General features: G+C 57.0%; 26 protein-coding genes. 13 read left to right on the plus strand and 13 right to left on the minus strand.

All coding sequences use genetic code 11. From position 1 onward, the window contains the following. Nucleotides 1-158: 158 nt before the first annotated feature. The 6 genes from hemC to rsd all read left to right on the plus strand — a co-directional run bounded on the left by hemC (nucleotide 159) and on the right by rsd (nucleotide 5,745). Nucleotides 159-1,100: a hydroxymethylbilane synthase gene (gene hemC / locus M0974_RS32065; protein WP_297846199.1), complete on the plus strand. Its 942-nt coding sequence runs from the start codon at nucleotides 159-161 to the stop codon at nucleotides 1,098-1,100. After that, complete coding sequence (locus tag M0974_RS32070; RefSeq protein ID WP_297846201.1) at nucleotides 1,097-1,864, plus strand: uroporphyrinogen-III synthase; 768 nt, start codon at nucleotides 1,097-1,099, stop codon at nucleotides 1,862-1,864. Before hemC ends, M0974_RS32070 begins: the two co-directional genes overlap by 4 nt. A 75-nt stretch (nucleotides 1,865-1,939) precedes the next feature. Next, nucleotides 1,940-3,061: a uroporphyrinogen-III C-methyltransferase gene (locus M0974_RS32075; RefSeq protein ID WP_297846202.1), complete on the plus strand. Its 1,122-nt coding sequence runs from the start codon at nucleotides 1,940-1,942 to the stop codon at nucleotides 3,059-3,061. Beyond that, nucleotides 3,058-4,296 carry a heme biosynthesis protein HemY gene (locus tag M0974_RS32080; protein WP_297846204.1) on the plus strand — a complete coding sequence of 413 codons (1,239 nt, stop codon included), beginning with the start codon at nucleotides 3,058-3,060 and terminating at the stop codon, nucleotides 4,294-4,296. Before M0974_RS32075 ends, M0974_RS32080 begins: the two co-directional genes overlap by 4 nt. A 249-nt stretch (nucleotides 4,297-4,545) precedes the next feature. After that, nucleotides 4,546-5,070, plus strand: a complete 525-nt coding sequence (locus M0974_RS32085) for a disulfide bond formation protein B (protein ID WP_297846206.1) — start codon at nucleotides 4,546-4,548, stop codon at nucleotides 5,068-5,070. A gap of 201 nt (nucleotides 5,071-5,271) precedes the next feature. Next, nucleotides 5,272-5,745 (plus strand): sigma D regulator, encoded by a 474-nt coding sequence (gene rsd, locus M0974_RS32090; RefSeq protein WP_297846237.1) that lies wholly within the window; start codon nucleotides 5,272-5,274, stop codon nucleotides 5,743-5,745. A gap of 59 nt (nucleotides 5,746-5,804) precedes the next feature. Here the strand turns inward: rsd and M0974_RS32095 are convergent, their stop codons facing one another. Continuing rightward, entirely contained in the window at nucleotides 5,805-6,482 is a 678-nt protein-coding gene (locus tag M0974_RS32095) for an FKBP-type peptidyl-prolyl cis-trans isomerase (protein ID WP_297846208.1), read from the minus strand. Between the two features lie 215 nt (nucleotides 6,483-6,697). On the opposite strand from M0974_RS32095, the gene M0974_RS32100 reads away from it, so the two are divergent. Next, on the plus strand, nucleotides 6,698-7,762 hold the full coding sequence (locus M0974_RS32100; RefSeq protein WP_297846209.1) for an AlgP family protein: 1,065 nt from the start codon (nucleotides 6,698-6,700) through the stop codon (nucleotides 7,760-7,762). Here M0974_RS32100 and M0974_RS32105 read toward each other — a convergent pair. Further along, complete coding sequence (locus M0974_RS32105) at nucleotides 7,759-8,223, minus strand: TIGR02444 family protein (RefSeq protein WP_297846239.1); 465 nt, start codon at nucleotides 8,221-8,223, stop codon at nucleotides 7,759-7,761. The genes M0974_RS32100 and M0974_RS32105 overlap by 4 nt on opposite strands. Before the next feature lie 46 nt (nucleotides 8,224-8,269). Here M0974_RS32105 and abc-f point away from each other — a divergent pair, with 46 nt between their 5' ends. Both abc-f and M0974_RS32115 read left to right on the plus strand, forming a co-directional pair. Then, complete coding sequence (abc-f, locus tag M0974_RS32110; RefSeq protein ID WP_297846210.1) at nucleotides 8,270-10,183, plus strand: ribosomal protection-like ABC-F family protein; 1,914 nt, start codon at nucleotides 8,270-8,272, stop codon at nucleotides 10,181-10,183. Between the two features lie 15 nt (nucleotides 10,184-10,198). Continuing rightward, complete coding sequence (locus tag M0974_RS32115) at nucleotides 10,199-10,831, plus strand: LysE family transporter (protein ID WP_297846241.1); 633 nt, start codon at nucleotides 10,199-10,201, stop codon at nucleotides 10,829-10,831. Nucleotides 10,832-10,887: 56 nt separating this feature from the next. Here M0974_RS32115 and M0974_RS32120 read toward each other — a convergent pair whose 3' ends face one another. The 4 genes from M0974_RS32120 to M0974_RS32135 are packed head-to-tail and all read right to left on the minus strand — an operon-like array spanning nucleotide 10,888 to nucleotide 14,048. Next, the gene (locus M0974_RS32120) at nucleotides 10,888-11,628 is read right to left on the minus strand and encodes a penicillin-binding protein activator LpoB (RefSeq protein ID WP_297846214.1); all 741 of its coding nucleotides are present in this window, start codon (nucleotides 11,626-11,628) and stop codon (nucleotides 10,888-10,890) included. Between the two features lie 3 nt (nucleotides 11,629-11,631). Further along, complete coding sequence (lpoB, locus tag M0974_RS32125; protein WP_297846216.1) at nucleotides 11,632-12,222, minus strand: penicillin-binding protein activator LpoB; 591 nt, start codon at nucleotides 12,220-12,222, stop codon at nucleotides 11,632-11,634. Between the two features lie 43 nt (nucleotides 12,223-12,265). Beyond that, nucleotides 12,266-12,640: a YcfL family protein gene (locus M0974_RS32130; RefSeq protein WP_297846218.1), complete on the minus strand. Its 375-nt coding sequence runs from the start codon at nucleotides 12,638-12,640 to the stop codon at nucleotides 12,266-12,268. A gap of 13 nt (nucleotides 12,641-12,653) precedes the next feature. After that, a complete protein-coding gene (locus tag M0974_RS32135) occupies nucleotides 12,654-14,048 on the minus strand; it encodes a hypothetical protein (RefSeq protein ID WP_297846220.1) in 1,395 nt (464 codons plus the stop codon). Nucleotides 14,049-14,218: 170 nt separating this feature from the next. On the opposite strand from M0974_RS32135, the gene M0974_RS32140 reads away from it, so the two are divergent. Next, entirely contained in the window at nucleotides 14,219-14,683 is a 465-nt protein-coding gene (locus tag M0974_RS32140) for a YaiI/YqxD family protein (protein ID WP_297846222.1), read from the plus strand. A gap of 39 nt (nucleotides 14,684-14,722) precedes the next feature. On the opposite strand, the gene elbB is transcribed toward M0974_RS32140, so the two are convergent. Next, nucleotides 14,723-15,397, minus strand: a complete 675-nt coding sequence (gene elbB / locus M0974_RS32145) for an isoprenoid biosynthesis glyoxalase ElbB (protein WP_297846224.1) — start codon at nucleotides 15,395-15,397, stop codon at nucleotides 14,723-14,725. 287 nt (nucleotides 15,398-15,684) lie between these two features. Next, nucleotides 15,685-16,308 carry a DedA family protein gene (locus tag M0974_RS32150; RefSeq protein WP_297846243.1) on the minus strand — a complete coding sequence of 208 codons (624 nt, stop codon included), beginning with the start codon at nucleotides 16,306-16,308 and terminating at the stop codon, nucleotides 15,685-15,687. A gap of 206 nt (nucleotides 16,309-16,514) precedes the next feature. Between M0974_RS32150 and hemB the strand changes: the two genes are divergently transcribed. Both hemB and ppk1 read left to right on the plus strand, forming a co-directional pair. Continuing rightward, a complete protein-coding gene (gene hemB, locus M0974_RS32155; protein ID WP_297846225.1) occupies nucleotides 16,515-17,525 on the plus strand; it encodes a porphobilinogen synthase in 1,011 nt (336 codons plus the stop codon). 17 nt (nucleotides 17,526-17,542) lie between these two features. Beyond that, nucleotides 17,543-19,753, plus strand: a complete 2,211-nt coding sequence (gene ppk1, locus M0974_RS32160) for a polyphosphate kinase 1 (RefSeq protein ID WP_297846227.1) — start codon at nucleotides 17,543-17,545, stop codon at nucleotides 19,751-19,753. On the opposite strand, the gene ppx is transcribed toward ppk1, so the two are convergent. The 5 genes from ppx to M0974_RS32185 form a co-directional block, all read right to left on the minus strand. Then, entirely contained in the window at nucleotides 19,740-21,242 is a 1,503-nt protein-coding gene (gene ppx, locus M0974_RS32165; protein ID WP_297846228.1) for an exopolyphosphatase, read from the minus strand. The genes ppk1 and ppx overlap by 14 nt on opposite strands. A gap of 175 nt (nucleotides 21,243-21,417) precedes the next feature. Then, complete coding sequence (locus M0974_RS32170; protein WP_297846230.1) at nucleotides 21,418-22,155, minus strand: amino acid ABC transporter ATP-binding protein; 738 nt, start codon at nucleotides 22,153-22,155, stop codon at nucleotides 21,418-21,420. Further along, nucleotides 22,142-22,792, minus strand: a complete 651-nt coding sequence (locus tag M0974_RS32175) for an amino acid ABC transporter permease (RefSeq protein WP_297846244.1) — start codon at nucleotides 22,790-22,792, stop codon at nucleotides 22,142-22,144. The genes M0974_RS32170 and M0974_RS32175 overlap by 14 nt, the downstream gene beginning before the upstream one ends. Further along, nucleotides 22,789-23,454 (minus strand): amino acid ABC transporter permease, encoded by a 666-nt coding sequence (locus tag M0974_RS32180; protein ID WP_297846233.1) that lies wholly within the window; start codon nucleotides 23,452-23,454, stop codon nucleotides 22,789-22,791. The genes M0974_RS32175 and M0974_RS32180 overlap by 4 nt, the downstream gene beginning before the upstream one ends. 15 nt (nucleotides 23,455-23,469) lie before the next feature. Continuing rightward, entirely contained in the window at nucleotides 23,470-24,255 is a 786-nt protein-coding gene (locus M0974_RS32185) for a transporter substrate-binding domain-containing protein (protein WP_297846234.1), read from the minus strand. 311 nt (nucleotides 24,256-24,566) lie between these two features. On the opposite strand from M0974_RS32185, the gene trxA reads away from it, so the two are divergent. Beyond that, nucleotides 24,567-24,896, plus strand: coding sequence for a thioredoxin TrxA (gene trxA / locus M0974_RS32190; RefSeq protein ID WP_297846236.1), 330 nt, complete (start codon nucleotides 24,567-24,569; stop codon nucleotides 24,894-24,896). Nucleotides 24,897-25,150: the final 254 nt, after the last annotated feature.

The following is a 25,150-nucleotide window of genomic DNA, read 5'->3' on the forward strand; positions in this document are numbered from 1 at the left end:
GGTCGGCTTATTCGCGAATGAATTCGCTCCCACAGGATTTTTCCTGCTCGGTGGGGGCGGATATCAATCTGTACGTCTCACCGCTTCAAGCTGACGCAGGCGAGACTGCACCGACAACTGTTATTATCCGTCGCATCTATTCAAGTACGGATTGATCCATGTCCACTCGCGAAGTTCGCATTGCTACCCGCAGAAGTGCGTTGGCCCTATGGCAGGCCGAATACGTCAAAACACGCCTGGAAGAATTCCACCCGGGTTTGATCGTGACGCTCGTGCCTATGGTCAGTCGCGGTGACAAGCTGCTGGACTCGCCCTTGTCAAAAATTGGTGGCAAGGGGTTATTCGTCAAAGAGCTGGAAACAGCCATGCTTGAAGACGTCGCCGATATCGCTGTGCACTCGATGAAAGACGTGCCAATGGACTTCCCCCTGGGGCTTGGCCTGTATTGCATTTGCGAGCGCGAAGACGCCCGTGACGCCTTTGTGTCCAACGCTTTTGCCAGCCTGGACTTACTGCCGGCGGGCAGCATTGTCGGTACGTCGAGCTTGCGACGCCAGGCGCAGTTGTTGGCGCGGCGCCCTGATCTGCAGATTCGCTTCTTGCGAGGTAACGTCAATACCCGGTTGGCGAAACTGGATGCGGGCGAGTACGACGCAATCATTCTTGCTGCTGCTGGCTTGATCCGATTGGGCTTCGAAGGGCGCATTACTGCCGCGATCAGCATCGAAGACGGTCTGCCGTCAGGTGGTCAAGGCGCGGTGGCGATCGAATGCCGCACCGCCGATACTGAAATTCAAACCTTGCTCGCGCCACTCAATCACGCCGACACCTCGGTGCGGGTGACGGCCGAGCGCGCGCTGAACAAGCATCTTAACGGCGGCTGCCAAGTGCCGATCGCCTGTTACGCCGTGCTTGAAGGCGAGCAAATCTGGCTGCGCGGGATGGTCGGTGATCCAGAGGGTGGCCTGTTGCTCAGCGCTGACGCCCGCGGCCCACGTACCAATCCTGAAGCGTTGGGCATACAGGTTGCCGACGCGCTGCTGGCTCAAGGTGCGCAGGCGATTTTGCAGAAGGTGTATGGCGAGGCAGGCGAAGAGTGACAGCTTGGCGGCTGCTGCTGACGCGGCCTGCGCAAGAGTCGGCCGCGCTGGCGACGGTATTGAATGACGTTGGTGTCTACAGCAGCAGTTTGCCGTTGCTGGACATCGAGCCGTTGACGATTACCGGTGCGCAGCGCTCGATGATTTTCGATCTGGACCTCTATGCGGTTGTGATCGTCGTCAGTAAGCCGGCTGCGCGTCTGGGGCTGGCGTTGATCGACGAGATCTGGCCGCAACCGCCCGTTCAACAGTGGTTCAGCGTCGGTGCTGCGACTGCGCAAATCCTTGAAGATTATGGCCTGAGCGTTGCCTACCCCGCGGGCGGTGACGACAGCGAAGCCTTGCTCGAATTAGCGCCGCTGCGGGACGCCTTGGCTCGGCCTGGAACGCGTGTCTTGATTATGCGCGGTGAAGACGGCCGAGAGTTGCTGGCTGAGCGGCTACGCGAACTCGGTGCTAGTGTCGATTATCTTCCCCTCTATCGGCGCACGTTGCCGCAGTATGCCGCGTCAGAGCTATCACGCAGGATCGAAGCGGAACGCTTGAACGGTGTGGTGGTCAGCAGTGGACAGGGTTTTGAGCATCTTCGGTTGCTGGCGGGTGATGCTTGGCCGGAAATAGCACAGCTACCGTTATTTGTACCGAGCCCCCGAGTCGCCGAGATGGCGAAAGCGGCGGGGGCACAGACAGTTTTGGATTGCCGTGGCGCTAATGCCACGGCTTTGCTGGCGGCGTTACGGGCATATCCCGAACCCGCCCTCTAGGCGCCGTGACGATGAGCTCGCTCAGATCGAGTCATTGTAGAATCTGATACGCGCCCTAATGCAAAGGATGGATACGTGAGCGAAACAATCTTGCCAAAAGAACAAGTTGATCCGGTGATCGAGCCGTCTGCGCCACCGCCGAAAAACGCGTCGAAGAATCGTGGCAGCGGTCTGGTGATCCTGGCCTTGCTGTTGGGCGCCGCTGGCGTTGCAGTTGGCGGATGGGGGGTATGGCAGGTGCGCAGCCTCGAAGCTGGCCGTCAGCAGCAATCGGCGCAGTTGCAGGATATCGGTACGCAAACTCAGGCACTCAAGCAAAGCGAGCAGCAATTGGCTGCGCGGTTGGCGCAGTTGCCTCAGGCGTCTGAGCTGGAAGATCGTCGACGGTTGGTGGCGCAGCTTCAGGGCGATCAGCAGCGGTTGAGCGAACGCCTGGAAACCGTGCTCGGCGCTAGCCGCCAGGATTGGCGTTTGGCTGAGGCCGAGCATCTGCTGCGCCTGGCCAGCCTGCGTTTGTCGGCGCTACAGGATATCAACAGCGCACTGGCACTGGTTCAGGGTGCGGATCAGATTCTGCAAGAGCAGGACGATCCCGGTTCGTTTTCCGCGCGTGAGCAGTTGGCCAAAAGCCTGGCCGCCTTGCGCAGCGTCGAGCAGCCGGACCGGACCGGGTTGTTCCTGCAGTTGGCGGCCTTGCGTGATCAGACTCTTCAGCTCAACTCTCTGGCGCCGGAATACAAAGATAAAGGTGACTCGCTGCTCGGTCTGACGGCTCCCGGAGACGCCAGCGACAGTCGTTGGGCGCAGTGGTGGGATGAGATATCGCATTACATCCGCATCGACTTTAATGCCGACAAAAATATTCGTCCGCTGCTGGCTGGGCAGAGCCTGACCCAAGTTCGGCTGGCCTTGAGTCTTGCGTTGGAACAAGCGCAGTGGGCCGCATTGAATGGCGAGCCTAAGGTTTATGTCCAGGCATTGGCCGAAGCGCGCAACGTCCTGCAAAACAACTTCAACAACGAAAATCCGCAAAGCAAAGAGCTGGACGGGCGCCTGCAAGCGCTGAGCACTCAGCCGGTGTCGGTGATGACGCCTGATTTGGCACAAAGTTTGAGTTCGGTGCAGGCCTACCTTGAGCGTCGGCACCTGGCTGCAGACAAGCCTGCCGCGCAAGTCAAGCAGGAGACCAGCCCATGAAACGCATGTACCTGATCCTGTTTGCGGTCATTGTCGTCGCGGCACTGATTGGCGTCGCCGTTTCCGAACATACGGGCTACGTGCTAATCGCTTACCAAAACTTCCGTTATGAATCGAGTCTGTGGGCGACGCTGGGACTGTTGCTGGTGATTTGGCTGGTGGTGTTCGTGATTCGGGCCCTGCTGGGCCTTTTGACCACGTCCGGTGGGGTGGTTAACCCATGGTCGCGCCGTAATCGCAGCCGTCGCGTGCAGCAAGCCATCGAACAAGGCCAGTTGGACCTCGCCGAGGGTCGCTGGGCTCATGCTCAGCGCCATTTGCAACGCGCCGCCGAGGCCGAACGGCAGCCATTGCTGTACTACCTTGGTGCGGCGCGCGCGGCCAACGAATTGGGGCGTTACGAGGACAGCGACAGCTTGCTCGAACGCGCTCTGGAGCGTCAGCCGCACGCCGAACTGGCGATTGCGTTGAACCATGCACAGCTGCAGCTCGATCGCGGTGACCGTGAGGGTGCGCAGGCAACGCTGGAGGCCATGCAAGGGCGCCATCCACATAACCCGCAGGTGTTGCGTCAACTGCAGCGCCTGTATCAGCAGCAGGGCGATTGGGCGACGCTGATCCGCTTGATGCCTGAGCTACGCAAGGGCAAGGTATTGCCGGCAGCAGAGCTGGCTGAGCTAGAGCGCCGGGCGTGGGGTGAGAACCTGACACTCGCTGCGCACAGTGAGCAGGAGGGTGAAGTGGGCCTGCAATCGCTCAACAAAGCTTGGCAACAGCTTTCATCGGCACAGCGACAGGAACCTCCCTTGGTCCTTGCGTATGCCGAGCAATTGCGCCAAATGGGCGCCGACGCTGAAGCCGAAGAAGTATTGCGAGGGGCTCTCAAGCGCGATTACAACAGCCATTTGGCGCGCTTCTACGGATTACTGCGTGGCAGTGATCCCGCACGGCAATTGCAAACAGCCGAGGGATGGCTCAAGCACCATCCTGCCGACCCAAGCCTGCTGTTGACGCTTGGTCGTCTGTGCCTGCAAAGCAGTTTGTGGGGCAAAGCGCGGGATTACCTGGAAGACAGCTTACGTTTGCAGCGTAACCCAGAAGCCTGCGCGGAGCTGGCGCGACTGTTGGCGCAACTGGGTGAAACCGAGCGCAGTAATCAGTTGTTCCAGGAAGGTCTGGGGCTACTTGATGAGCGCTTGCTGGCTCGGCCACTCCCTGCGTTGAGTCGGGCGTAAATAGGCAAGGAGAAGGCAGGGACAGTCGCCTGCCAAACCTTGCTGGGCACTCTTCCAATCCCCAATTTGTAGGATGATTCCTATCAGTCTGTGGCCGAAGAGAGCGATCGGGTCTCGTTCAGGAAAAGGCCTACCGGCTACGTCATTAGAGGCCTACAGCATTGCTTAAGTATCCGCCTGTTGCAGTCTTGAAACGGTCACCTGCTTTCCACTAACGTAGCTGACTTCGCATTCTGTAACGGATCTGCCATGCATCTGGCCCGCTCGCGCCCCCTTTTTTTGTTGGCATTCATTGCCTGTGCGCTCGTTATCAGTGCGGCGCTGTATCTGGAGTACGAGGCGGGGTTGAGGCCCTGTGCTTTGTGCATTTTGCAGCGCATCTTCGTGGTTGCCGTCGGGGTCGTTTCGTTGATTGCGTATCTGCACGCCCCCGGTGCAGTCGTCTGGCGGATCTATTCTTCGATGATGCTGCTCTTTGCCATCGCTGGTGCCGTAACGGCGGGACGTCACGTCTGGTTGCAGGCTCTACCGGCCGAAGAGTCGTTTTCGTGTATGCCTGGCATCGAGTATTTATTTGAAGCGCGGGCCATCAGCCAAGTTATATCGCGGCTGTTCGCCGGAGGCATCAATTGCGGTGAGATCAACTGGTCAATGCTTGGGATGAGTGTCCCCGAATGGAGCCTCCTGGCTTTTTCTGGCCTGATCCTTATTGCGGCTAACCAGTTGTTTCGGCGTGACCCCGTCGGCCTGGACCACAAAAAACCGGATGCCTAAGTCCGCCAAGATTAAACACTTGTATGAACTTTCTCTCCTGCGTACCTTGATGGGGTTGGTGTGCGGGCATAATCTGGTCCGCACGCGTTATCGGACATAGGCTGTTTTTGCGGTTTCATCAGACCCGCCTCTCATCGAGAGCGTATTAGAAGTCTGGGAGCGGTACAGAGCCGCATGACCCTGAAGGGAAGAGAGAACATCATGCTGGAAAGTTGCAAGAATGCTCAGGAGCGCTGGGGTGGGGTCCATAAGCTGATTGACCGTTGGCTTGAAGATCGTAACGAACTTGTGCGGGTCTACGATGCTCTTGGTGACACGCCGCAAGCGTTGGCAGCCGACCGCGAGGGCCTTCAAAAATTTTGCGGAGTGTTGGTCGATTATGTGTCGGCGGGGCATTTCGAAGTTTATGAACAGCTGACCAGTGAAGCGAAGGCTTTCGAAGATGAGCGTGGCCTTGAGCTGGCCAAGCAAATCTACCCGCGTATCGATGTCATTACAGAGTTTGCGTTGGCATTCAATGACCGTTGCGACAAGGGTGATTGTTCAGACGTTACGATCGTTGCTGCAGAGTTCAAGAAGCTTGGCAGCATGCTGCACGAACGTTTCGAACTCGAAGACTGCCTGATTGAAGTGCTGCACAATTCCCACAAGACATCAGACGCCGTCCAGGCCTGAGTCTGAACAATGCCTCCGGGTGCGCTCCCCGCGCCCCGGCCGGGCGTTATTCCTGGCGCTTACTGACCCACTGCTATCAATTCAATTTCGAATACCAGCGGCGTGTACGGGTCGATAAGGTCGCCCGCACCTTCTGCGCCATAAGCCTGGGCGGAAGGAATCACCAAGCGCCATTTCGCACCGACCGGCATCCCTTGCAGCGCACTCGTCCACCCCGCGATCACACTGTCGAGGCGAAACCATTGTGGCTGGGTGTTTTGATCGAAAATTGTTCCGTCCGGTAATCGACCGACATAACGTACTTGTACCCGGTCTGATGCGGTGGGTTTTGGACCTGTGCCCGGTGTCAACTCGGTCATCAGCACGCCGTCCGCCAATACCTTCACCCCCGGCTTGGCTTTTTCCGTGTTCAAGAAATGCTGCTCGGCGCTCATTGCCGCTTCGCTTTGCGGTTCAGGCGGCGGCGTATCCTCGGACTGCGTCACCGCAGCATCGTGGTCCCTGAGGATCTGCTCGATGCGTTCATCTTTGAGCGCCAGCGGTTTGCCTTGGTAGGCCTGCTGCAAGCCATCGATCAATGCCTGAATCTGTAGGTCAGGAACTTCCTGACGCAGTCGCTGGCCGAGGCTTGCTCCCAAACTGTAAGCAAGGTCGTGGTCGCTCGCGGGGGCGGCAGTTTCGGCGGCTTGGGCGAGCGGTATCAGAAAAAACAGAGACATTAATAGGTAGCGTGACATGGTGCACTCCAGCCTGGGGAGCGGCGATTATGCCAGTGCTGTCGGCGTAACGCTGCCTGCTTGAATGGGTATTTCTCCATGCTGTCATTGGTACTGCTTTTAATCTGTTCGGCCGGCATGTAAACGAAGGCTTAATGTAACTGTCAACATCACCTAGCGGCGCTTCATTCAGAGGTCTAGTATGAGCCCCTATCCAGCCAGCCAGGAGGTCAGTCATGTCGGCGAAAAAGAAGCCAGTAAATACCCCGTTGCACTTGCTCCAACAGCTTTCAACAAGCCTGCTCGAACATTTGGAAAACGCCTGCTCTCAAGCAATGACCGACGCAGAAAAACTGCTCGCGAAATTGGAAAAGCAACGCGGCAAAGCGCAAGAAAAACTGCACAATTCCCGCATCAAATTGCAAGATGCCGCCACCGCCGGAAAAGCCAAGGCACAAGCTAAAGCTAAAGCAGGCGTGTCCGAACTAGAAGAGCTGCTGGACGCTCTCAAGTCTCGTCAGACTGAAACCCGCACCTACATTCTGCAGCTCAAGCGCGACGCCCAGGAAAGCCTGAAATTGGCCCAGGGTATTGGTCGTGTTAAAGAAGCCGTAGGCAAAACCTTGAGCTCGCGTGCTGCGAAGCCGGTAGCAGTCAAAGCGCCTGCGCCAGTTGTTGCTGCCAAGGCTCCGGCTAAAGTTGCTGCGGTGAAGGCTCCGGCTAAAACGGCCGCCAAAGCCCCTGTTGTTGCCAAGCCGGCTGCAAAACCTGCCGCTGCCAAGCCCGCGGTGAAAGCTGCTTCGAAAGCGCCTGCCGCTGCGAGTGCTGCAAAACCTGCTGCGAAGCCTGTCGCCGCCAAAACAGCAACCAAAGCTCCGGCTAAAGTAGCTGCTGCGAAACCGGCCGCTGCTGCAAAGCCAGCGGCTAAACCTGCTGTAAAAGCAGCGCCTAAAGCACCTGCTGCTAAAGCACCGGTTAAAGTTGCTGCTGCCAAGCCCGCCGCTAAACCGGTTGCGGCAAAAGCGGTCGCCAAGCCAGCAGCTAAACCTGCTGCGGCAAAAGCAGTTGCTAAACCCGCGCCAGTTAAGCCAGCGGCAAAGCCTGTCGCCGCTAAGCCTGCTGTTGCAAAACCGACTGTTGCAAAACCGGTTGCTGCAAAGCCGGCCGCCGCCAAGCCGGTCGCTAAGCCTGCAACACCGCCAGTGTCCACCGCGCCGACTGCAACCGCCCCAGCGGCGTCGGCTCCAGTGGCTTCTGCGCCAACACCTGCGACACCCGCTACTCCAGCCAGCGTTTCTTAAGCTTGGTTCGCCGCGACGCGCAGCACCTGCAGCGCGTCGCGGTTCTCTTGGGCAGCATCGGCGGCAAGTCCTTCCAGCCACGCCATCACATCCTGCGAAACGCCCACTGACCAATCCTGTGTCAGCGTCTCAAGCCGCGACAACAAAGTGCGTTCGGCTTCCAGTTCCAACCTCTTTACTTGTTCGCGAAAGGCCTTCAATTCGACGTCATCAGCGGCCGTATCGCGCCACCGTATCCGAATTGCCCTGAGTGGTTGCACCACGTCGTCGTACCAGGGCGCAGCCAATTGTCTGATTTCGCGCAAACGCTCCGGGCTGCAAAGCACCTTGCGATGTCCCAGCCACGCGCCGCACAGCAACGTGCAAACGTTGGCCCCGCTGGCTTGCAGGCGCAGACACGCCCCCTCTACACCCGGTTGGGCATAGATACACAAGGTAAAATTCCACAGATCAGAAGGCATAGTCATCTACTTGTTTCGGACGAAGCTGGTAGACTCCGCCGCCATTATGATTCGACTTCAAAACCTGACTTTACAGCGTGGCCCGCAACGTCTGCTAGAAGACGCCGAGTTAATGCTGCACGCCGGCCATAAAGCCGGCCTGATCGGCGCCAATGGCGCCGGCAAATCCAGCCTGTTCGCCTTGATGCGAGGTGAGCTGACCCCCGATTCTGGCGACTGTCTGCTGCCAGCCGATTGGCGGATCGCGCACATGCGTCAGGAGATCGAGACGCTCGAGCGCCTGGCCGTGGATTATGTCCTCGACGGAGACTTGCGTCTGCGTCAAGCACAGAGCGACCTGGCCGCCGCAGAAGAGGCGCACGACGGCGCCGCTCAAGCACGCTTCCACGCAGAGCTGGATGGCGCTGACGGCTACACAGCGGACGCCCGAGCGCGCAAATTGCTCGCTGGTCTGGGCTTCACCAACGAACAGATGGACCGACAGGTCGGAGATTTCTCCGGTGGCTGGCGGATGCGTCTGAACCTGGCGCAGGCACTCATGTGTCCGTCGGACCTGTTGTTGCTCGATGAGCCCACCAACCACTTGGACCTCGACGCCATTCTATGGCTTGAGGATTGGCTCAAGAGCTACACCGGCACCTTGCTACTGATTTCCCACGACAGGGATTTCCTCGATGCGGTGGTCGATCACATCGCCCACGTCGAACAGAAAAAAATCATTCTTTATCGTGGCGGCTACAGCGCTTTCGAGCGTGCCCGTGCCGAGCGCATGGCCCAGCAACAACAGGCGTACGACAAGCAGCAAGTGGCCCGCGCGCACATGGAAAAGTTTATTGCGCGCTTCAGGGCCCAGGCCACCAAGGCTCGTCAGGCACAAAGCCGGATGAAAGCGCTTGAGCGCATGGAAGAATTGTCGGCTGCCCACGTTGACTCGCCGTTCGACTTCACCTTCCGTGAATCCGATAAAATTTCCAGCCCGCTGCTCGATATGTCCGATGCGCGTTTAGGCTACGGCGAAAGAGCTGTTCTGGAGAAGGTCAAATTACAACTTACCCCCGGCGCCCGAATCGGCTTGCTGGGTCCCAACGGTGCGGGTAAATCGACGCTGATTAAAAACCTCGCCGGTGAGCTTGAGCCATTGAGTGGTCGGTTGGTGCGTGGTGAAAACCTGGTTGTGGGCTATTTTGCTCAGCATCAGTTGGACTCCCTTGATTCCAAAGCCAGCCCGTTGTTGCACCTGCAACGTATAGCGCCGACAGAACGCGAACAGACGTTGCGTGACTTCCTCGGCGGCTTCGACTTCCGTGGTCCACGTCTGGACGAGCCGGTGCTGAACTTCTCCGGCGGCGAAAAAGCTCGACTGGCGTTATCGTTGATTGCTTGGGGCAAGCCGAACCTGCTGCTGCTCGATGAGCCCACCAACCACTTGGACTTGGAGATGCGCCTGGCACTGACCATGGCCCTTCAGGAGTTCAGTGGTGCCGTACTGGTGGTCTCTCACGATCGACACTTGCTGAAAAGCACCACCGACGATTTTCTGTTGGTGGCTGACGGCCAAGTGCAACCCTTCGATGGCGACCTCGAAGACTATGCACGCTGGCTAGTGGATTATCGTCTGCGCAATGCGCCGGTCAGCAACACGCCGGTCAACCCCGATAAAACCGACAAAAAGGCTCAGCGCCAACAGGCGGCGGCTTTGCGTCAACAGTTGGCACCGCACAAGCGCGAGGCTGACAAGCTCGAACGTGACCTGGGCACGCTGCATGAGAAACTGTCCACGGTCGAAGCCGCTTTGGCTGACAGCACGAACTATGAAGCGGCGAACAAAGACAAGCTGCGCGACTTGCTGGCCGATCAGGCGAAACTGAAAATTCGGGAAGCCGAGCTGGAAGAAACCTGGATGGAAGCGCTAGAGTTACTGGAAAGCATGCAGGCCGAGTTGGAAGCGCTTTCTTCATAACTGCCGAGGTGAATGATGTTGCTTGAAACATGGCTGGCGTTCTTTGCTGCTTGTTGGGTGATCAGCCTGTCCCCAGGCGCGGGTGCAATTGCGTCGATGTCATGCGGATTACGCTACGGCTTCTGGCGCGGTTACTGGAACGCTCTCGGTTTACAAATTGCCTTGGTGCTACAAATCGCCATCGTCGCGGCGGGCCTGGGCGCTGTGCTTGCCACCTCGGCTTTGGCGTTCAGCCTGATCAAATGGTTCGGTGTACTTTATCTGGTGTATCTCGCGGTCAAACAGTGGCGCGCGCTGGCCATCGACATGGCTGATCACGACGCGGTACGTCCGATTGGTCGGCCTTTAAGCCTGATCATGCGCGGGTTTCTGGTGAACATCAGCAACCCGAAAGCGTTAGTGTTCATGCTGGCTATTCTGCCGCAGTTCATCAATCCGCTGCAGCCCTTACTGGCTCAATACCTGATCATTGCCCTGACCATGGTCGCGGTCGACCTGACAGTCATGGCCGGTTATACCGGGCTCGCCTCACGCGTACTGCGCTTGCTGCGCACGCCTAAACAGCAGCGCCAGATGAACCGCACGTTCGCAGGACTGTTCGTTGGCGCCGCTGCGTTTCTGGCCACAATCCATCGCGCTGCGGATTGATCCAGACGCTCCCCGTTGCGGGGAGCGAATTCATTTGCCGAAACGCCTCAGTGTCATCAGCGCAATATCGTCGGCGCCTCATCACGGGGCAGGTTATTGCGCGGCAATGCTGTATCGCTGCCACCGTTAAAGCCTACTAACTGTTCTTTCAATTGGCGTGCAACGTCTTCGCCAATTGATTTCGACACGTCCCGGACCACGCGGCCCCGGTTAAGCGAGACGTGCTGGTCATAGCCGTTTACCAGTTTAGTGTCCTGACCCTCACCCATCGCGGTGAACGCCGACGTGATCTCGAAGGTGCGGGTATTGATCAAGCTGAAGCTGCTTACCAGTGTCAGGCCCATGACCGCCGAATGGCTGTCGGTATTGGCAATCGCAGACACGTCCTGACGGAAGTCGATGTCCGATACCGTGCCGAATAGTACGAAGTCCGCGCCTTTGAAGTTGCCGCTCTTGATCCGCTTGATCACGTCATAGACGTCTTCACGGGACTTGGCGGTGTAAGGCGTGCCCTGCACCAGCTGGAACATCCCGGACTTGAGAATCTCGCCCTTGATGTCGCCGCTGAATTTACGCAGCTCTCCCTGTTCGATGTAACTGGTGCGGCTTTCGTATTCGTTGTAAGTCGCCGAAGCACTTGCCTGATACGCGTTTGCCTGGATATTGGTTTGCGCTGAAACAGTGTGAATGTATTGCTCCACACGCTGTTCGAATGCCAGGTCAGTGACTGCGATTTTTGGCGCCGCCTGCACGCCGACGGCGCACATCAGCCCGAGAATACCGATCCATGCACGCATTGTTCAACGCTCCGTTGTTTTGCGGATTTCTTTTTCGTCCATCCATTCAGCCAAGCCGCTATCGACATCGATCAATTGCAGGCTGAACTTGTAAAACACGTCTTTAACGTCGCTGCTGCGCTTGACGATCGAGCTGATCGACCCTTCAAGGCGATATTTGGCCGCGATCATGTTGCCGGTCTTATTGACGGTCGACGCTTTATACAAACCGCTCTGATTTTGCAGCTTGAGTTGATCTACCTGACTTTGCATATCGGTGTTGTCGCTAGCAAAGCGGGCAGTGCCGGTTTTCATCAATTGAGTCTTGATCGACGTGGTGATCTCACGGGTATCGATGTACTCGCTGGTCTTGTTTTTAACGTCGTACACCTGAACCACCGGGCGGCCTTGCAAGATGCCGGACTGAGCCAAGGAGCGGGTCATGGTTTCAGCGATGGTTTGCAGGTCAGTCGAACCAAACTCATTGGTGACCAACTCCACAGCCTTGGTATCGCCGTAGCTGATATTTTTTCCGCCGAGGACCGGGGAATTAGATGCACAGCCACCCACCAATAAGGCAACCAGTACGACCAGTGAAAAGCGTGCGAAAAGCATCTTGGGACTCTCTTGAATAATCGAACTAAATAGGAAGGGTTGGTTAAGGCGTTTTCACTTCGATACGAAAGTCAGTGGCCCTTGGCACAGGTGCAATGCTTGCCAGAAAGCTGGTCTGCGAACCGTACAATGTCTGGCTTTTCCACGTCTCTTCATCGGCAACCGGGAAGCCGTCGTTACCGAGCCAAGCGAAGCGGTAGTACAAGGTCGTGTTACTGCTGCTGGTGTTGCTCAGTGCGGCTTTGACGGTCAAAAAGCCGTTTTCTCGGGCAACACGCATTGCGCCGATTTCGACATTCTTCAATGTGCCCATCGCGACCACTTTGCTAGCGGCGCTGCCCGGCGCAGGTGGCGGTGGTGGTGTGACGCAGCCGACCAGCAGGGCAAAGCCCATCAGGCCAAAAATTTTGATACGCATAGATGCGCTCCGTTTAAGGTTGTTTGATGCTGGCCAGTGCTTGTGGCACGTCTGATGGCACGACATGGGAGGCGACGCCGGTGGCGTAAACTTGATTGCCGATCACCCGCACGGTGATGACTTGGTAGCGCCGATCAACGTTGATCTGAACGTGTCGGCCACCCTGAGCCGAAGGCAGGCTTAGTTGGTGTTCACCTTGTTTCATGCGCAGGCGGGCAACTTGAGTGGTATCGGGCAGGGTGCGCCAAGTACGGGTGTCAGCGCCTTCGGTAACGGCTGAAGCAATACCCAGTACCAGGCCGGCCATTGGATTGGCTTTGTTCAGTTGAGCCTGAGCCACGCTGCGGGTAATTGCGCGCACAGAGGTGCGCAAAATGATGCCCGGCATGTCGTCGCGTAATGCGCGGCGTGACATTGCGGTGGTGCTGTTGAGTAGCGTCAGGTTGAGCGGCTGGCCATCCAATCCGATTTGGCTAAACGCAGCAGTCGAAAGATCCGGTTTAATCACCGGAAAAGACAACGCGGTTATCACAATATTGTTGTTGATGGGTAGCGGCAATGGGATCCGAATGGAGTCACGGGCCGGAGCAAAACCGCTCTGCACGACGATCAGTACATCGCTGTCAGTGCCGGCGCCAGCGTTGTCGAGATTCAATAGCGCTTGGTTGAGCAGAGGCGTATCAGGGCGCAGTTCGGCGGCCTGACGATAACCCGGCGCGGCTAGGCCTCGCTCGCCAAGCGCTTCGTAAACGAAACCTGATAGGTAATGACTGAACGCGCTCTGGTAGCTGTTTTTCAGGCCAATGACGTCCGGTGCATTCAAGCTTTCTACCGGATAACCCTTAAGGTCTTTGAATTCGGTTTTGACGCCACGGTTTTGGGCATCCTGTTCGCTTTTGAGGTATTCCTTGTCGCGCAACCCGGCGATCACAGCCTCACGTTCGTGGGTCTTCTTGATCTCGGTGCGCGCGTCTTCAAAATCGTTTTGCGCCAGCAGATTCAGGGCCATCTGCGTGGTCAGCATGACTTTTTCGTAATCGTAGCCTTCGTAGCGCCGGACTTTGTCATTGACCAGATAACTGCCGAACTGGCTGAGGTACTTATCAGTGTCCAGCTTGACCGAATCTTCCCAAGCCAATACCACTCGGTCGGCAGCATGCCACGCAGTCTGGCTGCCAGCGAAGTCGCCTTTGGATTGGAGCAACTCACCTTTTTCGAAGTAATAAAGCAGGTCTTTATCTTCGCCGGTGTTGTTTTTTTCCAGGGTCAATAGCGCACCATCAACATTGCCGGTGGCTAACTGTTGGTTGGTTTCTTTCAGTTCTGTATCGTAGCTGCGAAAGGCGGCGCAACCTGCCAGTTGCGTTACTGCAACTAACGCAAGCGCAGTCATTGGACGAAATGCCATGAGTTCTTCTATCCCTGAAAGTCGACAGCCGGCGGAGAGCGCCGATTAGATGAGCGATTTAATGCGGGGCGGAGTATAAGCTTGAGTAGTAGCAAAACAATGGCTAATTGGCATTATGTGATGGCTTTTTTGGCGCCAAACATAATCCTGCATCCTTTTGGAGCTGTCCTATGCGCGTTTGGATAGATGCCGACGCTTGTCCTCGGCCAGCGAAGGACCAAGTCATCAAATTCGCCCTGAAGCGTCAGTTCGAGGTGCTGCTGGTGGCGGGACAAAGCCAGATCAAACCCAACTACAGCCTCGTTAAATTGATCGTGGTTCCCAGTGGGCCAGATGCAGCCGACGACTATCTGGTCGAGCACTCAGTGCCTGGCGATCTGGTGATTTGTAGTGACGTGCCATTGGCGGATCGGTTGATCAAGAAGGGGATTGCGGCTCTAGACCCTCGCGGTCGCGAGTTTGATCCGCAGAACATGGGCGAGCGTTTGGCGGTTCGTAACCTGTTTACGGACCTGCGCGATCAGGGCCAAATGAGCGGCGGCCAAGCCCCCCATGGTGATCGTGAGAAACAAGCATTCGCCAATGCGCTGGACAGAATACTTACCCGCCTGGCGCGTGAGTTTCCCAGAATCTAGGCCCGACACAAATCCTCTGTAGGAGTCTTGGGAGCGAATTCACGCCGCCACTTCACGGTCCTGCATCAGCTCGATTACACGGTCTACCAGCTTGTTGATCCCCGACGCGGCTTCGCTTATCGACTGGGCGATCATATACGCCGGGGTGCTGACCAGTTTTCGTGCCCGGTCCTCGACGATATCTCCCACTGTGCATTCCTGATGAGTGCCGCCCATTTTGTTGATGGCTTTCGCCGTGGCCGCATCATTGCCAACCGTGCAAGTAACGCCAGGGCCATAGATTTTGGCAGCAAGGGCAGGGGACACGCAGATCAACCCCACCGGTTTACCTGATTCGGCAAATGCCTCCGCCAGCGCCAGAAGCTCCGTTTGAACGCTGCAATTGGCACCTTCCACGGCGAAGTTGGATAGATTTTTTGCTGCGCCAAATCCACCCGGAATGATCAACGCATCAAACTCGTCGGCGTCGGCCTCACGAATATCCTTGATCGCGCCACGGGCGATACGCGCTGACTCGACCAGGACGTTGCGCGACTCGGGCATCTCCTCGCCAGTCAGGTGGTTGATCACATGATGCTGCGCGATATTGGGCGCGAAACATTGCACCTCTACACCGCGTTGATCCAGGCGCAGTAAGGTAAGAACGCTTTCGTGAATTTCCGCACCGTCCTGAACACCGCATCCGGAAAGAATGACCGCCACTTTCTTTTGCATCGCCTTTGCTCCCGTTCATAGCGCAGGTTGGGTGGTCCTGCGCCAAGTGACTCCAGAAAAATGGGCTTGAAGAATGTCGTTAAATGTCCACTAATTTGTCATTCGCTGCCATAGAGTTTTGCGAACCAGAGCGAATCTTAGATGGATCGTAACTACGGCGTAGTGTTCATTCTTTGGGGCGTGCCGCTAAGGGCTAGGCGTGAATATTGTGAGCGGCGGACTCGCTGGGGCGTTATTGGCTGACGTGTTGCTGAGCGCATACGGATTGTAGTGCGCGCGGAGACAGTTCATTCATCTGGCGAGTTTTTGATCTCGGCCATTTCGGCTTCGCGCTTGGATGATTCAAGTTTTTTCGCGACACGGGCAGCCTTGATCCGACGACGTAACCACAATGCGCCGCCGACGATTAGCAAGGCACCCAGCACCCAAAGCTCGTAGCGCTTGACGTTGCCCAGCAACCCCTCAAGCAGGGCACCAAAGTGATACGCGGCGGCGCCCAGTGCAGCCGCCCATACGGCGGCACCCAAACCATTCAGCAATAAGTAGCGTCCAGGTGGATAGCCCGACAAGCCGATAGCCACCGGCATGACCGTGCGTAGGCCATACACAAAGCGGAAACTCAGCACCCAGATGTCGGGGTGTCTGCGGATGTGCTCCAGCGCCTTATCGCCCAACAACTGCCAGCGTGGTTTGCGCGCCAGTAATTTGCGGCCGTGTTTTCGCCCCAGGAAATACCAAAGCTGATCGCCGGCGTAGCTTCCGAAGAAAGCGACCACCACCACCAGGTTGATATCCATGTATCCGCGGAACGCAAGGAAGCCGGCGAGGACAAGAATCGTCTCACCTTCAAAAAAGGTTCCTAGAAAGAGGGCAAAGTAGCCGAATTCCTGCAATAAATGTTGGAGCATTATATGGATGCTGGCGAAATGAACGCGCAGCCTAACTCGCCGAAGCCATTCAGGAAAGTGTGGATATGTGTCTCGACGTGAAGAATTCCTACAATGGCATCAGCTGCGTCCCACGGTCGCAGGGTTAGGCAGAGCTGTCATACATTGGTCATAATGACGGCTTATAACTGTCACGCTTGCCCGCCTGCGCGGGCTTCAGGAGTCTTGCCGTGAGCTTTACCCCCGCTAGCCGCTTGTTTCCTTCAACTCGCCTGCGACGTAACCGCCGCGACGAATTTTCCCGTCGTCTGGTTCGTGAACATGTTCTGACCGTCGATGATCTGATTCTCCCGGTGTTTGTACTCGACGGCGAAAACCGACGCGAGACAATCGCATCAATGCCTGGCGTAGAGCGTCTGAGCATCGACTTGCTGCTGATAGAAGCTGAGGCTTGGGTTGCGCTGGGCATTCCCGCGTTGGCTTTGTTCCCGGTAACGCCGCCTGAGAAAAAATCCCTTGATGGCGCGGAAGCCTGGAACCCCGAAGGTATTGCTCAGCGCGCCACCCGCGCCCTGCGTGACCGCTTTCCGGAGCTAGGCGTCATTACTGATGTTGCACTGGACCCGTTCACTACGCACGGTCAGGATGGCATTCTTGATGAGGATGGCTACGTGCAGAACGACATCACCGTCGACGCACTGGTCAAACAAGCGTTGTCGCACGCCGCTGCGGGTGCTCAAGTGGTTGCGCCTTCTGACATGATGGACGGTCGGATTCAGGCGATCCGTGAAGCACTGGAATTGGCTGATCACGTTAACGTGCGGATCATGGCTTATTCAGCCAAGTACGCCAGCGCCTACTACGGTCCGTTTCGCGATGCGGTGGGTTCTGCACTGAACCTGGGCAAAGCCAACAAGGCGTCCTATCAAATGGACCCGGGCAATAGCAACGAGGCGCTGCACGAAGTCGCTGCTGACTTGTCTGAAGGCGCAGACATGGTGATGGTTAAACCTGGCATGCCATACCTGGATATTTTGTTCCGGGTCAAAGAAGAATTCAAAGTGCCGACCTTCGTTTATCAGGTCAGCGGTGAATACGCGATGCACATGGCAGCGATCCAGAATGGCTGGCTGAGTGAGGGGGTGATACTGGAATCCCTCACCGCTTTCAAACGTGCAGGCGCCGACGGCATTCTCACTTACTTTGCCGTTCGTGCCGCTCAACTGCTAAAAGGGCAGTAGCCCAAACAGGAACACCCATGAATACCGAAGGACTCACCGAAGAAGCTGTTCAGATCGCCGTTCAGGACACTCAGCCTGTGGTTGAGCAGAGCATCGAAGTGGTGCCGATTCCAGAGCCGGTATCGGCGCCAGTCCCGCATCCTGTCGTTCATAACCTGGACGACAGCAGCCTGTATATCCATCGCGAGCTGTCGCAGCTGCAGTTCAACATTCGCGTACTGGAACAGGCGCTGGACGAGTCTTACCCATTGCTGGAGCGGCTGAAGTTTCTGCTGATCTTTTCCAGCAACCTCGATGAGTTCTTCGAAATTCGTGTCGCCGGCTTGAAGAAGCAGATCACTTTTGCCCGTGAACAAGCGGGCGCAGATGGTTTGCAACCGCACCAGGCCTTGGCCAGGATCAGCGAGCTGGTCCATGGTCACGTTGATCGCCAATACGCGATTCTCAACGACATTCTGCTGCCGGAGCTGGAAAAACATCAGGTCCGCTTCATTCGTCGTCGTTACTGGACGGCCAAGCTCAAAGCCTGGGTCCGTCGCTATTTTCGTGACGAGATCGCCCCGATCATCACCCCGATCGGCCTCGATCCGACACACCCGTTCCCGTTGCTGGTCAACAAAAGTCTGAACTTCATCGTTGAGCTGGAAGGCATTGATGCCTTCGGTCGCGATTCCGGTTTGGCGATCATCCCGGCACCGCGGTTGTTGCCACGGGTCATCAAGGTGCCCGAAGAGGTCGGCGGCGCAGGGGACAATTTCGTATTCCTGTCATCAATGATTCACGCGCACGCCGATGACTTGTTCCAAGGCATGAAGGTCAAGGGCTGCTATCAGTTCCGCCTGACGCGAAATGCTGATTTGGCGGTCGACACCGAAGACGTAGAAGACTTGGCCCGCGCGCTGCGTGGCGAGTTGTTCTCGCGCCGCTACGGTGATGCTGTGCGCCTTGAGGTGGCAGATACCTGCCCGAAACACCTGGCTGACTATTTGTTGAAGCAGTTCAACCTCAGTGAAACTGAGCTGTACCGCGTCAACGGTCCGGTCAACCTGACGCGTTTGTTCAGCATCACCAGCCTGGACAGCCATCCAGAGCTGCAATACACGCCGTTTACGCCGGCAATTCCCAAGCTATTGCAGAACAGTGAAAACATTTTCAACGTCATCAGCAAGCAGGATATTTTGCTGTTGCACCCGTTCGAGTCTTTTACGCCCGTCGTTGATTTGCTGCGTCAGGCTGCAAAAGACCCGCATGTACTGGCCGTTCGGCAGACGCTGTACCGCAGTGGCGCCAACTCGGAAATCGTTGATGCTTTGGTCGATGCCGCACGTAACGGCAAAGAAGTCACGGCGGTGATCGAGTTGCGAGCGCGGTTCGATGAGGAGTCCAACCTGCTCCTGGCCAGCCGTCTGCAAGCGGCCGGTGCGGTGGTGATCTACGGCGTTGTCGGCTTCAAGACCCATGCCAAAATGATGTTGATCCTGCGCCGAGAGGCCGGTGAAATTGTAAGGTACGCACACTTGGGTACCGGCAACTACCACGCCGGTAACGCTCGCCTGTACACCGACTACAGCCTACTGACCTCTGACGACGCGCTGTGTGAAGACGTCGGCAAATTGTTCAGCCAGTTGATCGGTATGGGTAAAACGTTGCGCATGAAGAAGTTACTGCATGCGCCGTTCACCCTGAAGAAAGGCATGCTCGACATGATCGCCCGCGAGATGCAGTTCGCGCTCGATGGCAAGCCGGCGCACATCATTGCCAAGTTCAACTCGCTGACCGATCCGAAGATCATCCGCGCTCTGTATAAGGCCAGTCAGTCAGGCGTGCGCATTGATTTGGTCGTGCGCGGCATGTGCTGCCTGCGGCCAGGCATCGCCGGTGTATCGCACAATATTCACGTGCGCTCGATCATCGGTCGCTTCCTTGAACACACACGGGTGTTCTACTTCCTCAATGGCGGCGAAGAGCAGATGTATCTGTCGAGCGCCGACTGGATGGAGCGCAACCTCGATAAGCGCGTCGAGACGTGCTTCCCGGTTGAGGGCAAGAAGTTGATTCTGCGGGTGAAGAAGGAGCTGGAAAGTTACCTGACTGATAACACCCATGCATGGATTCTGCATTCGGACGGCCGCTACACGCGCAGCACGCCGACCGGCAACCAGAACCCTCGCAGTGCCCAGGCGACGCTGCTGGAGCGCCTGAGCAGCCCGCTGCTTAGCGTACGCTGAAGACGATACCGACGCGGGCCAACCACTCCGCTTCCAGCGCGAAGTCGGCCTGAGTCAGTTGATTGTTTTCCAGCCAGCCATCTGGAAACAGTACATCAAGGCTTTGATCGTTGGCATGCAACACCACTTGTGGCATCGCTTGGGTGCCGCGAATGTGGTGGAACAGAATCGCGAAGCGCAGCAATACGCACAGGCGAATCAGCTTGATGCCTTCTATGCCGAAATCGGCAAATTTGTCTTTGGGAATGTTCCGTCGGTGGCCTCGCACCAGAAGCGCCAGCATTTGCTGGTCTTCGCGGGAGAATCCGGCCAGGTCCGAGTGCTCGATCAGGTAAGCACCGTGCTTGTGGTAGTGATAGTGGGCGATGTCCAGACCCACTTCGTGCACCTTGGCGGCCCAGCGCAGCAACTCTCGATATAAATCGTCTTCCAGATCCCACGCCACGGCCACTTGCTCAAGCGAGTGCAGGGCTTTTTTCTCGACCCGTGCGGCTTGGTCAAGGTCGACGTGGTAACGCTCCATCAGCGAGTTCAGCGTGCGCTCACGCACGTCTTCATGCTGATAGCGCCCCATTAGGTCATAGAGCACGCCTTCGCGCAGGGCGCCCTCACAGTGGTCCATGCGCTTGAGTTCCAGCGCGTCAAAGATGGCTTCGAGAATCGCCAGGCCTGCCGGAAAAATTGCTCGGCGGTCGGGCTTGATACCGTCGAAGTCGATTTTATCGACATCGCCGAGTTTGATTATCTTGCGCTTGAGCCAGGCCAGGCCTTCGGCGTTTACCTCGCCAGTGCCATGCCCGCCCGCTTTAAGGGCCAAACCGATAGCGCGAATGGTGCCGGATGAACCAATCGCTTCATCCCAGCTAAGACGGTGCAGGGCATGCTCGATGCTCATGATCTCCAGGCGCGCTGCGGTGTAAGCCTGGGCGTAGCGTGCCGGAGTGACTTTGCCGTCTTTGAAATAGCGCTGCGTGAAGCTGACACAGCCCATTTGCAGGCTTTCACGCAGCAGCGGTTCGAAGCGCTGGCCGATAATAAATTCGGTACTGCCGCCACCAATGTCTGCCACCAGCCGTTTGCCGGGCGCGTCAGCCAATGTGTGTGAGACGCCGAGGTAAATCAGGCGGGCTTCTTCACGGCCTGAGATGACTTCTACCGGGTGGCCGAGAATCTCTTCGGCACGACGGATAAAATCCACCCGATTACGCGCTTCACGCAGGGCGTTGGTGCCGACGATCCGTACGGCGCCGCCCTCCATACCGTTGATCAGTTGGGCAAATCGCTTGAGGCAGTCAAGCCCCCGCTGCATGGACTCTTCAGTGAGGAGGCGCTCATCAGTAATTCCTGCTGCCAACTGAACCTTCTCGCCGAGCCGCTCTAGAATGCGGATTTCGCCCGCATTCGCTTTGGCCACGACCATATGAAAGCTGTTCGAGCCCAGGTCGATAGCGGCGATCAATGAAAGATTTTTGGTAGGGGACGCAGGCATGATCAAAGGGTTCCAGTCGATAACCCCGTCATCCTGCCACGATCCATCCCCGGCGCCAACGCGAAGCGTCGTGAGTGGTGTGTCAGACGGTCCGCGTGATGCTCTTCCCGAATGAGTTCGGTCCCACATCTATGGCGAAAAACCTGTGTGCGAATTCATTCGCGAAGAGGCCCGGTCAGGCGCCGTGTTCTACCGACCCGATAAAATTCGCCAGTTCCGGCGTACGCGGGTTGGCGAAGAGAATTTTCGGATCGCCAGTTTCGTGAACCTTGCCTTCGTGCATGAACACCAGTTTGTCGCCGACTTCCCGGGCAAAGCGCATTTCATGGGTAACCATGATCAGGGTCATGCCGTCCTTGGCCAACTGGCGCACGACGCTGAGCACTTCGTTCACCAGTTCAGGGTCCAGTGCTGAGGTGATCTCATCGCACAGCAACACTTTGGGTGACATCGCCAATGCGCGAGCAATCGCCACGCGCTGTTGCTGGCCGCCGGACAAGCGATCAGGGAATGCATCAAATTTTTCCCCCAGGCCGACGCGCTCCAGCATCTGCCGTGCAAGCTGAGCCGCCTTGGCTTTAGATGCTTTTTGCACCACCTGTGGCGCGAGCATGACGTTTTCGCCAACGCTCAAGTGCGGGAACAGATTGAACTGCTGAAACACCATGCCGACTTTTTGCCGCAAGCTGCGCAGGTCGGCGCGGGCGGCATCGAGGTATTCGCCATCAACCTCAATCACGCCGTCGTTGATCGATTCCAGGCCATTGAGTGTGCGCAGCAGGGTACTTTTGCCCGAGCCGCTGCGGCCGATGATCGCGACCACCTGGCCCTCTTCAACGGTTAGGTCGATGCCTTTGAGTACGTGATGATCGCCGTAGTATTTATGCAGGGCGGAAATTCTAAGCAGCGGCATGCAGTCTCCTTTCCAGGTAGCGGGCGCTGAGCGACAAGGGGTAGCAAAGCAGGAAGTAGCCGAGGGCGACGAAGCCGTAGACCATGAACGGTTGAAAGGTTGCGTTGGCCAGCATGCCGCCGGTTTTGGTGAGCTCGGTGAAGCCAATAATCGAAGTCACGGCAGTGCCCTTGACCACTTGCACCGAGAATCCCACTGTCGGCGCCACTGCGATGCGCATGGCCTGCGGCAGAATCACATAACGCAATTGCTCCAGCGGTGACAGCGCAAGGCTGGCTGACGCTTCCCACTGGCCATGGGCAATCGATTCCACACAGCCACGCCAGATTTCTGCCAAGTACGCACTGGTGAATAGGGTCAAGGCCAGCGACGCGGCCAGCCAAGGCGAAATGTCGATGCCCAGCAGCGCGACGCCAAAGAACACCAGAAACAACTGCATCAACAACGGTGTGCCTTGAAACAGCTCGATGTACACCCGCGCCAGCCAGCGAGGAGCGCTCAGCGTGGAAATGCGCAGGGTCATCACCAGCAGGCCAATGACCCCGCCACCGATAAAGGCCACCAGCGACAACGCCACGGTCCATTGCAGGCCGATGAGCAGGTTGCGCACAACGTCCCAAAGAGTGAAATCCATCAGCCATTCCTCGATATATAGCGGCGCCCGACCCATGCCAGCAACTGGCGTATCAGCACTGCCATGACCAAATAGATCAGCGTGGTGACGATGTACGTTTCGAAGGCCCGGAAGTTGCGCGATTGAATGAAGTTGGCGGCGAAGCTCAGCTCTTCAGTGGCGATCTGCGAGCAGACTGCCGAGCCGAGCATGACGATGATGATTTGGCTGGTCAGCGCGGGCCACACTTTGCCCAAGGCGGGGATTAGCACGACATACCGAAAGGCTTCGGCACGGGTCATGGCCAGCGCCGCCGCCGCTTCGAGTTGGCCACGTTGGATGGCCTGAATGCCGGCGCGGATGATCTCGGTTGAATAAGCCCCAAGATTGACCACCATCGCCAATACCGCGGCCTGCCACTCAGAAATCTGTATGCCCAACGATGGCAAGCCGAAGAAGATGAAAAATAGCTGCACCAAAAAGGGCGTATTGCGGATCAGCTCGACGTAAACGCCGAAGATTGCCGAGAACGGGCGTATGTTCCACGCCCTGCATACGGCGCCGACAATGCCTAGGCTAATGCCGAAAAGCGTGCCGATGGCGGTCAACTCAAGGGTAAACAAGGCCCCGCGCAGCAATAAATGCGCGTTTTGCAGGACCGGTACGAAATCAAAGTGATAAGCCATGGCGGGCGCTCCCGATCAAAAGCCGGGCGGCAGCGGTTGTTTTAGCCACGCTTGGGAGTTTTTCTCCAGCGCACCGTCGGTAAGGGCTGTGGCCAGGATTTCGTTGACCTTGGCCAGCAGCTCGGGCTCATTTTTATTCACCCCGACATACACCGGTGAATCCTTGAGTTTCACTTTGAGCGCAGGGATGCGTTTGGGGTTGCGTTCGCTGATGGCGACCATGACCACGTTGCCGCTGGCGATCAGATCGACTTGGCCTGCGAGGTAGGCGGCGATGGTTGAGTTGTTGTCTTCAAAGCGCTTGATCGTCACGCCTTCCGGGGCCACGTTAGTTAGCTCGATATCTTCAATCGCGCCTCGGGTCACGCTGATGGTTTTGCCGACCAAATCAGGCAAATCCTTGATAGGTGCGTCGGGAGGACCGAAAACGGCCAGGTAGAACGGCGCATAGGATCGCGAAAAGTCGATGACTTTTTCGCGGTCGAGGTTTTTGCCCAGGCTGGAAATCACCAGATCAACCTTGCCAGTGGTCAAAAACGGAATGCGGTTGGTGCTGTTGACCGGGGTCAGCACCAGTTTGACCTTCAATTGATCCGCCAACAGTTGCGCGGTATCAATGTCCAGGCCGCGAGGCTTCATGTCCGGGCCGACCGAGCCGAACGGTGGGAAATCCTGAGGCACAGCGACCTTCAATACGCCTCGGCTCATCACGTCATCAAGGCCGTTGGCGTGAGCCGGCGCCTGGCTGAGCATCAAGCTGGCAAACAGGGCGCTGAGTAGCGCGCTGTAACACTTATTCATAGGAAGACTCCGAGTCGTTCGAAAGGCATGTCCATATCAGTGCACAGCGCATGCCAGCGCCTGGCAGCAACGTAATAGCCGGGATCCAAAGGTCTGAATAAGTGCGGCTGTGATGCTTTGTGGGATGTGGCGCCCTAATTTGGCGCGTGGCGATGCACTGCGGTTGTGCTCGATCTGTCACTTCAAGGCGCGTGGCTATTGCCTGACTCATGCAGGACCATAGTAAGAGTCAATCACGCTTGGCTTCCTGTACGCGCGTAGTCCCGCTATGATGGGCCACGATTTATTGCCTACGACCTCGGAGACCTTCCATGAGTAGCGACCTTATTAAGCACGTCAGCGACGCCAGCTTCGAATCCGAAGTCCTCAAGGCTACTGGCCCTGTACTTGTTGATTACTGGGCTGAATGGTGTGGCCCGTGCAAGATGATTGCCCCGGTACTGGACGAAATCGCCGGCACCTATGAAGGCAAGCTGACCATCGCCAAACTGAACATTGACGAGAACCAGGAAACCCCGGCCAAGCATGGCGTGCGTGGTATTCCGACCTTGATGTTGTTCAAGAACGGTGAAGTCGCCGCGACCAAGGTCGGTGCTTTGTCGAAGTCGCAACTGACCGCATTTCTCGACAGCAATATCTGATTCACTTAAAGCCCCGCAAATAGCGGGGTTTTTTATGGGGCAGGGACTAGACTCCCTCAAAGTCCAGTGTTACATTCGGCCCCGCAATGGTTTCTCCATTGCCCCCTGCTAGCCGTCGCCGACGCTCTCCTTTCGAATAAGTACGCGATCCTGTCGCTTTCTCTGCGGCGCGGCCTCATTAAGCCCAAAGCTTAATTCCCCCTCCCATACATGATTACGTCATTCCTATATGAACCTGACTGAACTCAAGCAAA

This window comes from Pseudomonas sp., assembly GCF_026224925.1.
Lineage (GTDB): Bacteria > Pseudomonadota > Gammaproteobacteria > Pseudomonadales > Pseudomonadaceae > Aquipseudomonas.